This is a genomic window from Streptomyces boluensis (assembly GCF_009908195.1).
GTDB lineage: Bacteria > Actinomycetota > Actinomycetes > Streptomycetales > Streptomycetaceae > Streptomyces > Streptomyces boluensis.
This window is the reverse complement of sequence record NZ_JAAAHS010000303.1, coordinates 1-9,634: the sequence shown is the minus strand read 5'-3', so window position 1 is coordinate 9,634 and position 9,634 is coordinate 1. Positions and strand designations below refer to the sequence as shown.

General features: G+C 73.1%; 6 protein-coding genes and 1 pseudogene. 3 read left to right on the top strand and 4 right to left on the bottom strand.

Annotated features, from left to right (window positions below; genetic code table 11):
* Window positions 1–245, bottom strand: a pseudogene (locus GUY60_RS28490) (HAAS signaling domain-containing protein); the annotation flags it as partial.
* A 134-nt stretch (window positions 246–379) separates the two neighbouring features.
* Between GUY60_RS28490 and GUY60_RS28485 the strand changes: the two are divergent.
* Together GUY60_RS28485 and GUY60_RS28480 are read left to right on the top strand one after the other, a co-directional pair.
* Window positions 380–3,073: a helicase C-terminal domain-containing protein gene (locus GUY60_RS28485; protein ID WP_161702904.1), complete on the top strand. Its 2,694-nt coding sequence runs from the start codon at window positions 380–382 to the stop codon at window positions 3,071–3,073.
* 180 nt (window positions 3,074–3,253) lie between these two features.
* The gene (locus tag GUY60_RS28480; protein ID WP_161702903.1) at window positions 3,254–4,894 is read left to right on the top strand and encodes a DNA repair helicase XPB; all 1,641 of its coding nucleotides are present in this window, start codon (window positions 3,254–3,256) and stop codon (window positions 4,892–4,894) included.
* Between the two features lie 18 nt (window positions 4,895–4,912).
* Here GUY60_RS28480 and GUY60_RS28475 read toward each other — a convergent pair whose 3' ends face one another.
* Both GUY60_RS28475 and GUY60_RS28470 read right to left on the bottom strand, forming a co-directional pair.
* On the bottom strand, window positions 4,913–6,133 hold the full coding sequence (locus GUY60_RS28475; RefSeq protein ID WP_376771332.1) for a glycosyltransferase 87 family protein: 1,221 nt from the start codon (window positions 6,131–6,133) through the stop codon (window positions 4,913–4,915).
* Between the two features lie 166 nt (window positions 6,134–6,299).
* On the bottom strand, window positions 6,300–6,491 hold the full coding sequence (locus GUY60_RS28470; RefSeq protein ID WP_161702901.1) for a hypothetical protein: 192 nt from the start codon (window positions 6,489–6,491) through the stop codon (window positions 6,300–6,302).
* Window positions 6,492–6,780: 289 nt separating this feature from the next.
* Between GUY60_RS28470 and GUY60_RS28465 the strand changes: the two genes are divergently transcribed.
* Window positions 6,781–8,823 (top strand): HelD family protein, encoded by a 2,043-nt coding sequence (locus GUY60_RS28465; RefSeq protein ID WP_187370150.1) that lies wholly within the window; start codon window positions 6,781–6,783, stop codon window positions 8,821–8,823.
* 81 nt (window positions 8,824–8,904) lie between these two features.
* On the opposite strand, the gene GUY60_RS28460 is transcribed toward GUY60_RS28465, so the two are convergent.
* Window positions 8,905–9,552: a dihydrofolate reductase family protein gene (locus GUY60_RS28460; protein ID WP_161702899.1), complete on the bottom strand. Its 648-nt coding sequence runs from the start codon at window positions 9,550–9,552 to the stop codon at window positions 8,905–8,907.
* Window positions 9,553–9,634: the final 82 nt, after the last annotated feature.

The following is a 9,634-nucleotide window of genomic DNA, read 5'->3' as shown; positions in this document are numbered from 1 at the left end:
CCGCCACCCCCCGCCCGTTCCACTACCTCCTCGGGCGTGCCGAGGCGCTCCAGGATGCGGCGGACCCCGGCGGGGCTGTCCCCCGGTGTCTTGCCGCCGACGACCGAGGCCCGGCGGCGGTCGATCTCCGCGCGCAGGTCGGTGACCAGACGCATCCGGGTCTTCGACGGCAACTGACGCTGCTGGGCGAGGTCGCCGACCCGGCTCAGGTAGTCGAAGACGAGCTGGTCGCTCTCGATCGCCACGAGATCCCCCCGCGAACTGGCGGCTGTGTCCTGCCGGTAAGTCCCCTCGGGGGCGCGCGCGTTGTGGTGCCCGGCCGTCCGACCGTATCGCGCATGCGACCGCCGCGTCGGTCGCACCTACTACCGTGTGACGGATGACGACCGAGAGCACGGCAGGCGCGGCGGTTCCTCGTACGCTCGCCGAAGAGTTGAGGCAGCGCGACGACGTGTCGCTCGCCACCCTGCTGCGAGCCCGCCCCGACCTGCTGAACCCCGTGCCGAGCGACCTGACGCAGCTCGCCACCCGGGCCGGGACCAGGGCGTCCGTGCTGCGCGCGCTCGGCCGGCTCGACGCGTTCGCGCTGCAGGCCGCCGAGGCGCTCGCGGTGGCCCCGGAGCCCGCTTCGTACGAAACGCTGCGGGCGCTGCTCGCCGGTGACGACGGCGATCCGGCGGTGGACGCGGCGCTGCCCGGCGCGGTCGGGGCGCTGCGCGCGCAGGCCCTGGTGTGGGGCGGCGAGCGGCTGCGCCTGGTGCGCACCGCGCGTGAGCTGCTCGCGCCGTCGCCGCAGCACCCCTCGCCGACCGGGCTCGGCCCGACCGTCGCCGAGGCCACCTCCGGGATGTCGCCGACGCGGCTGCAGCAGCTCCTCGACGCGGCGGGCCTGCCCTCGACGCACGACCCGGTGTCGGCGGTGGCCGCCCTGACGGGCCTGTTCACGGACCGTACGAGAATGTCGGCGCTCCTCGACGAGGCCCCCATGGACGCGTTGACCGTCCTCGGCCGGCTCATCTGGGGCCCGCCGTACGGACAGGTGACCGCCGATCCCGCCTCGCATCTGCGCTGGCTGCTCGACCGCGGCCTGCTCGTACCGACCTCGCCCGGCACGGTGGTGCTGCCCCGCGAGGCGGCCCTGCACCTGCGCGCGGGCCGCGCGCACCGCACGACGTGCCCGCTGCCGCCCGAGCCGGTGATCGCGGCCGAGCACCGGCCCGACGGGGTGGACGCGACGGCGGCCGGGCAGGCGTCGCTCGCGGTCGGCATGGTGGAGGAGCTGCTCAAGGAGTGGCACGAGGGCGGGCCCGCGGTGCTGCGCGCGGGCGGCCTGAGCGTGCGCGACCTGAAGCGCACCGCGGTCGCCCTCGACGTGCCCGAGCCGATGGCCGCGTTCTGGGTGGAACTGGCGTACGCGGCGGGCCTGTTGGCCTCCGACGGCGGCTACGAGGGCGCGCACGGCGACGGCGAGTCCACGGGCCGCCGCGCCGAGGAGCGGTACGCGGCGACGCCCGCCTACGACGACTGGCTCGAACTGTCGCCCGCCGCGCGGTGGGCGCGGCTCGCCACGGCCTGGCTCACGGCGACCCGCACGGCGGGCCTGGTCGGCGGCCGTGACGGCAAGGACCGGGTGCTGTCCGCGCTCGGCCCGCACCTGGACCGGTCGGCGGCGCCCGAGGTGCGCCGCCGGGTGCTCGGCCTGCTCGCCGCGCTGCCGGAGGGCGCCGCGCCCACGCCCGACTCGGTGCTCGAACTGCTGCGCTGGGAGCGGCCGTTGCGCGTCGGCACGACCACGGACCCGGGCGAGGACCTGCGGGCCCGCCTCGCCCGCTGGACGCTCGACGAGACCGAGTTGCTCGGCGTGACGGGGCGCGGCGCGCTGTCGGCACAGGGCCGGGCCCTCCTTGCCGGGTCGGCGGAGAGCGGGTCGGCCGCTGCCGCCGGGTCGGTCACACCGGCCGAGGCGCTCGCGGCGGCGGAGGCTTCGGCCGCGGCTAAGGCGCTGGCCGCGGCGGAGGCGGGTGCGGCGGGCGAGGCGGGTGCGGCCGGCGCGGCGACCGAGGCGGTCCCGTCTGCTGCCGAGGCGGCCGGGAGTCAGGCTGCCGAGGCGGCCGGGAGTCAGCTCGAAGCGCGGCTCGCCGCACTGCTCGCCCCCCTGCTGCCCGAGCCGCTCGACCACGTGCTGCTGCAGGCCGACCTGACGGCGGTGGCGCCCGGCCCGCTCGAGCGGCCGCTCGCGGAGACCCTCGGGGTGCTCGCGGACGTGGAGTCGAAGGGCGGTGCGACGGTGTACCGCTTCACGCCCGGCTCGGTGCGCCGCGCACTCGACGCGGGCCGTTCGGCCTCCGACCTGCACACATTCCTGGCCGAGCACTCCCGTACGCCGGTGCCGCAGCCGCTCTCGTATCTGATCGACGACGTGGCCCGCCGTCACGGCCACCTGCGGATCGGCACCGCCTCCGCGTACGTGCGCTGTGACGACGACTCGGTGCTCGCCGAGATCCTCGCCGACAAGCGCGCCGCCGCCCTGCGCCTGCGCCGCCTCGCGCCGACCGTGCTCGCCGCGCAGGCCGACCCGGCGGCGCTGCTCGGCGGGCTGCGTGCGATGGGCTTCGCCCCGGCCGCCGAGACCGCCGAGGGCGACGTCCTGATCGCCCGCGCGCACGCCCACCGCACGCCGCCGCGTACGGCCCCCACGCCCGTACCGGAAGGGCCGCCCGCGCCGAACGACGCGCTGCTCGGCGCCGCGGTCCGGGCGATCCGCGCCGGTGACATGGCGTCGACGGCCCCGAAGCGCCCGGCCCCGGCCGCCGCCACCCCGGCCGCGCCCGGTGAGCCGCCGCGCACCACGTCGGCCGAGACCCTCGCCACGATGCAGGCCGCGGTGATGACCGGCGAGACGCTCTGGATCGGGTACGTCAACGCGGACGGTGCCGCCAGCCAGCGCGTCATCGCCCCGGTCCGGGTGGAGGGCGGCTTCGTCACGGCCTTCGACCACACCGCGGACGAGGTCCGCACGTATCCGCTGCACCGGATCACGGGAGTGGCGGAGCTGGCGGAGGACGCGGACTGATCGCGCACGGGCCGAGGTGACGTATCCGGGGCGTATGCGGGACGTATGCGGGGCGTATCCGGGACATATCCGGGGCCCTGACCGAGACCGACGCCACACCGCCCCGGCGCGCCATGCGGCACACTGGACGTTTGGCCTCTCTCCTTCGAGGCCCGCCGTAGCAGCGGAAAGGGTGCGCGCGTGAACGGTCCCCTCATCGTCCAGTCGGACAAGACCCTCCTCCTGGAGGTCGATCACGAACGGGCCGACGCATGCCGTCGCGCGATCGCGCCCTTCGCCGAACTGGAGCGGGCGCCCGAGCACATCCACACGTACCGGCTGACGCCGCTCGGCCTGTGGAACGCGCGGGCGGCCGGGCACGACGCCGAGCAGGTCGTGGACGCCCTGGTGGACTTCTCGCGGTACCCGGTGCCGCACGCGCTGCTCGTCGACATCGCCGAGACGATGGACCGGTACGGACGGCTCACCCTCAGCAAGCACCCGGCGCACGGCCTCGTCCTCACCACCACCGACCGGCCGGTCCTCGAAGAGGTCCTGAAGTCGAAGCGGGTCGCGCCGCTCGTCGGCGAGCGCATCGACGCCGACTCGGTGATCGTGCACCCCTCCGAGCGCGGGCAGATCAAGCAGACGCTGCTGAAGCTGGGCTGGCCCGCCGAGGACCTCGCCGGGTACGTGGACGGCGAGGCGCACGCCATCGAGCTCGCCGAGGACGGCTGGGCGCTGCGCCCGTACCAGAACCAGGCCGTGGAGAACTTCTGGCACGGCGGGTCCGGCGTCGTGGTCCTGCCCTGTGGCGCGGGCAAGACGCTGGTCGGCGCGGGCGCGATGGCGCAGGCCAAGGCGACCACGCTGATCCTCGTCACGAACACGGTGTCCGCCCGGCAGTGGAAGCACGAGCTGGTGAAGCGGACCAGCCTCACCGAGGACGAGATCGGCGAGTACAGCGGTACGAAGAAGGAGATCCGCCCCGTCACCATCGCCACGTACCAGGTCCTCACGACGAAGCGGAAGGGTGTCTACCCGCACCTGGAGCTGTTCGACTCCCGTGACTGGGGCCTGATCGTGTACGACGAGGTGCATCTGCTGCCCGCGCCGGTCTTCAAGTTCACCGCCGACCTCCAGGCCCGGCGGCGGCTCGGCCTCACCGCCACGCTCGTACGCGAGGACGGGCGGGAGTCGGACGTCTTCTCCCTGATCGGGCCGAAGCGGTTCGACGCCCCGTGGAAGGAGATCGAGGCGCAGGGGTACATCGCACCGGCCGACTGTGTCGAGGTCCGGGTGAACCTGACGGACTCCGAGCGGCTCGCGTACGCCACCGCCGAGGCCGAGGAGAAGTACCGCTTCTGCGCGACGACCGCCACCAAGCGCAAGGTGACGGAGGCGCTGGTCCGTAAGCACGCGGGCGAACAGACACTGGTGATCGGCCAGTACATCGACCAGCTCGACGAGTTGGGCGAGCACCTGAACGCGCCCGTCATCAAGGGCGAGACGACGAACGCGGTGCGCGAGAAGCTGTTCGACTCGTTCCGGGAGGGCGAGATCTCGGTGCTCGTCGTGTCCAAGGTCGCGAACTTCTCCATCGACCTGCCGGAGGCGACCGTCGCCATCCAGGTGTCCGGGACGTTCGGCTCCCGCCAGGAGGAGGCGCAGCGGCTCGGCCGGGTGCTGCGGCCCAAGGCGGACGGGCACGAGGCGCGGTTCTACTCCGTGGTGGCGCGCGACACGATCGATCAGGATTTCGCCGCGCATCGGCAGAGGTTCCTTGCGGAGCAAGGTTATGCGTACCGGATTGCCGACGCCGACGACATTCTTGCCGGTTGAGTTCGTACGGGGCCGGGCTTACGTACGCCGCGTGCGTGCCGTCGACTCGGTCCCCGTCGATCGCCCTGCGGGCTCGTCCTCAAACGCCGGACGGGCTGGAATTGGCCCACCAACTGGGTTTGCTGAACGCACTCGTTGGCTCGGCAGCTCCGGCACCGTGTGCCGCGTCCGTACCGCCACGTACGCCAGCAGGGCCAGCCCGAACAGCGGGTACGGGGACGCCAGCGGCTGTTGCCACCACGGGTAGTGGAGGTCGAGGTCGCCCTCGTGCGGGAGGATCCACTGGGTGCGGGCCGTGAAGAGGACAGCGACGAACGCGGCCAGGTACAGGCGGCGTTCGACGATCAGGAGGGCCGCGAGCGGGACGCACCACACCCAGTGGTGGGACCAGCTGATCGGCGAGATGAGCAGGGCCGTGAACGCCGCCGTGAGCAGGCCCCACTGCGTATGACCGTTGCGGTGCGCGCGGCGGGCGAGCCACAGACCGAGCACGGCGACGACCGCGCACGGCACCGCCCACAGCAGGCCCGCCTCCTCGACGCGCAGCACGCGGGCGACGAGGCCCTGCAGGGACTGGTTGTCGACGATCCAGGACTTGCCGACGCGGCTGGTCTCGAACATCCGCCGGGTCCAGAAGTCGACGCTGGCGCCCGGCAGGACGAGCACGCCGAGCAGCACCGTGCCGATGAACGAGGCGGTCGCGGTGAGGGCCGTGCGGATGCGTCCCGTGATCAGCAGGTAGACGACGAAGAAGCCGGGCGTGAGTTTGATGCCCGCCGCGATGCCGAGCGCGAAGCCCTTGCCGACGGCGCCCTCCGGACGGCTCAGGTCCCACAGGACGAGGCAGGCGAGGGCGAGGTTGATCTGCCCGAACAGCAGGGTCTGGAAGACCGGTTCGAGCCAGATGCCGAACGCGGTCGCGGCGAGCGGCAGCCACGGGCGGGCGCGGACCCCGGCGAAGCGGAACGACAGGTGCACGAGGAGCGCGAGCAGCGCGACGTTGCCGACCACGAAGACGATCTTCAATAGCGGTATCGGCAGCCACGTCGTGGGCACGAAGAGGATCGCGGCGAACGGCGGGTAGGTCGCCGGGAGGTTCCACCGGGTGACCGTGAAGTCGTAGAGGTCGGTGCCGCCGACGACCGCCGCGCCCTCGGCCCGGTACACGAGCGTGTCCGCCATCGGGATGCGCTGGGACACGCAGAGGGCGGTGAGGGCCGCCAGGGAGACCAGCAGCAGCACGCCCGAAACGATAACGCGGGGTGAGCGCGGGGTCACTGTCCGGTGAATCACGGGCGTGACCTTACCTGTCCGTTACGGCATCTTTACGTCGGAGCGATCAACGGCACCGTACGACCGGATGACTGAGAGGTTCAAGCGGTATATCGGACACGGGACTTGGGGGTCACCGGCCGCGCGGGCCGGCCTCCTCGCCGTACTCGCCGAGGACGACGACGCCGAGGGCCGCGCCCGCGAAGACCTTGACGGCGCGCAGGGCGTCGCCGATGCGGTGGCTGTGCCGGGAGCCGGTCGCGGCGGTGGCGCCGCGGCCCGTGGCCGGCCGGCCGGGGGCTGAGGTGAAGGTCGCACTGCTCATGACTCCATCCTGGTTTTCGGGCCCGCCCCGCACATCGCCCCACGGGTGGAACCCGCACGCCCGCCGCGTCCCCCTACGGGTAGAGGCGGGCCTCGGCGATCCCCTACGGGACGGACCCCGGGCGGACCCCAGGCGGACCCCGGCCCGCGCCGAAAACGGTTCGCAAGGGCCGCCGCCGCTGACTTAAACTCGCTCTTTCCCCCGCCTCCCCACGCGGAGCGCCCGCTGCCCGGACGGAAACCGGTCGGCCGTCACCCCCGTACCGCACGCACCTCCGGAGGCAGCCCTCGTGACCCCCGCGTCCGACGATCCCCTCGCGCGTGAGCGCGCCCATCTGACCGCCTCGCGTTCCGCGCTGCGCGCCATGCGCGCGGACGTCGAGTCCCTGGACATCACCGACGTGACCGCGAACTGGGTCAACGCGGCGGTGCTGCAGCGCCAGATCGACGACCGGATCAAGGCACTCGCCGACCTCGCGCACACCCCGCTGTTCTTCGGGCGGCTCGACTATCTGCACGCGGTGGGCGACGAGGACCATGGCCTGCGGTTCTACATCGGGCGGCGGCATGTGCACGACGCCGACGGGGACCCGATGGTGATCGACTGGCGTGCGCCGGTCTCGCAGCCGTTCTACCGGGCGTCGAAGAAGGACCCGATGGACGTCGGCCTTCGCCGCCGATTCGGTTACACGGGCGGGGAGTTGACGGCGTACGAGGACGAGCACCTCTCCGACCCCGCTGAGGCGGCGCAGGTCAGCAAGTTGCTGCAGCAGGAGATCGAGCGGCCGCGCGTCGGCCCGATGCGGGACATCGTCGCCACCATCCAGCCGGAGCAGGACGAGATCGTACGCAGCGGCCTCGGCGGCACGGTCTGTGTACAGGGCGGCCCCGGCACCGGCAAGACCGCGGTGGGCCTGCACCGGGTCGCGTATCTGCTGTACGCGCACCGCGAGCGGCTCGCCCGTACGGGCACCCTGGTGATCGGGCCGAACGCGTCGTTCCTGCACTACATCGAGCAAGTGCTGCCCGCGCTCGGCGAGTTGGAGGTCAAGCAGGCCACGGTCTCCGACCTGGTCGCCCATGTCGAGGTGCGCGGCACGGACGAGGCGGGCACCGCGCTCGTGAAGGGCGACGCCCGGATGGCGGAGGTGCTGCGGCGGGCGGTGCGTTCGCATGTGACGCCGCCCACCGAGGCCCTGATGGTGGTCCGTGGCTCGCGGCGCTGGCGCGTACCGGCGTACGAACTGGCCGAGATGGTCGAGGAGTTGCTGGCCCGCGACATCCGCTACGGCGCCGCACGGGACGCGTTGCCGCAGCGCATCGCGCACGCGGTGCTCGTACGGATGGAGCAGGCGGGCGAGGCGCCGGACGACCGGGTGCAGGACGCGGTGGCGCGGAACGCGGCGGTGAAGGCGGCCGTGAAGGCGGTCTGGCCGCCGGTCGACCCGGCGAAGCTGGTGCTCCGGCTGCTCTCCGACGCCGAGTTCCTGGCCGAGCACGCGGACGGGCTGCTCGACGAGGACGAGCGGAAGGCGATCCTGTGGGCGAAGCCGGCCCGCTCGGTGAAGTCCGCGAAGTGGTCGGCGGCGGACGCGGTCCTGATCGACGAGGCGCACGACCTGGTGGCCCGCACGCACTCCCTCGGCCATGTGGTCCTGGACGAGGCGCAGGACCTGTCGCCCATGCAGTACCGGGCGGTGGGGCGGCGCTGCACGACCGGCTCGGCTACCGTCCTCGGCGATCTGGCGCAGGGCACCACGCCCTGGGCGACGCGGAGTTGGGGCGAGGCGCTTGCGCATCTGGGCAAGGGCGACGCGGTGGTGGAGGAGCTGACGGCGGGCTTCCGCGTGCCGCGCGAGGTGATCGCGTACGCCTCACGGCTCCTTCCGGACATCGCGCCGGGGCTCGCGGCGGTGGAGTCGGTGCGGGAGTCGCCGGGGTCGCTGGTGGTGCGGCGGGTGGCGGACGGTGACAGTCCGGACGAGGCGGTGGTGGCGGCCTGCGTCGAGTCGCTCGCGTACGAGGGCTCGATCGGCCTGATCGCGGCGGACGCGCGGATCCCGGCGCTGGCCGAGGCGTTGACGGCGGCCGGTGTGCCGTATCTGGACCCGGGTACGGAGACCACCCCGGAAGCCCGCCTGACGCTGGTGCCCGCGTCCCTCGCTAAGGGTCTCGAGTACGACTACGTGGTCCTGGACGAGCCGTCCGCCGTGGTCGACGGCGAACCCGACGAACGCACGGGCCTGCGCCGCCTTTACGTGGCGCTGACCCGCGCGGTCTCGGGGCTCGTGGTGGTCCACCGGGCGGAGCTGCCGGGGCAGTTGACCGCTTAGCCGCTCGTTTAGCCGCTCGTTTCCTGGTGGGGCTGGTGGTGGGGCTGGTGGCGCGTCTGGGGTGGTGCGGCTACTGGGGCGTCACTTGCGCCAGAACACGTGGTGCGTCACGCCGCCGCTCGGGCTGGGCACGATGTCCAGGTGGAAGCGGTCGCGCAGCTCGTCGGGTGACTCCCAGAGGCGGGATCCGGCGCCGAGCTTCGTCGGCGCGACCGCCACGTGCAGGGCGTCGACGAGGTCGGCGTCGAGGAACCGCCGGATGGTGCTCGCCCCGCCGCCGAGCCGGACGTCCTTGCCCTGCGCGGCCTCCTTCGCCTTGGCGAGGACGGCCGCCGGGTCGCCCTCGACGAAGTGGAACGTGGTGTCGGAGAGGGTGAACGCGGGGCGCGGGTGGTGCGTCATCACGAACACCGGCATGTGGAACGGGGGTTCGTCACCCCACCAGCCGCGCCAGTCCTCGTTCCCCCAAGGCCCGTGCTGCGGCCCGAACTTGCCTCGCCCCATGATCTCGGCGCCGATGTTGTTGGCGAAGTCGCGGGTGAAGTAGTCGTCGAGGCCGCGGCTGCCGCCGGGGTCGGTGCGGCTCGGCCAGCTGGCGGTGGCACCGGCCCAGGAGAACATCGTGCCGGGGTCGGCGTGCCCGAAGGGGTGCTCCAGGCTCTGGCCTTCGCCTGCGCCGTAGCCGTCGCTGGAGACGTTGAAGTTCTGGACCCTGAGCAGCTGTTCCACGGGGTTCCTCCGGTGCGGGGTGGTGGTCGACGGTGTCGAGACTGCTGGCGCTCCGAGAACTAATCGCTCCCCGCCCCGCCCC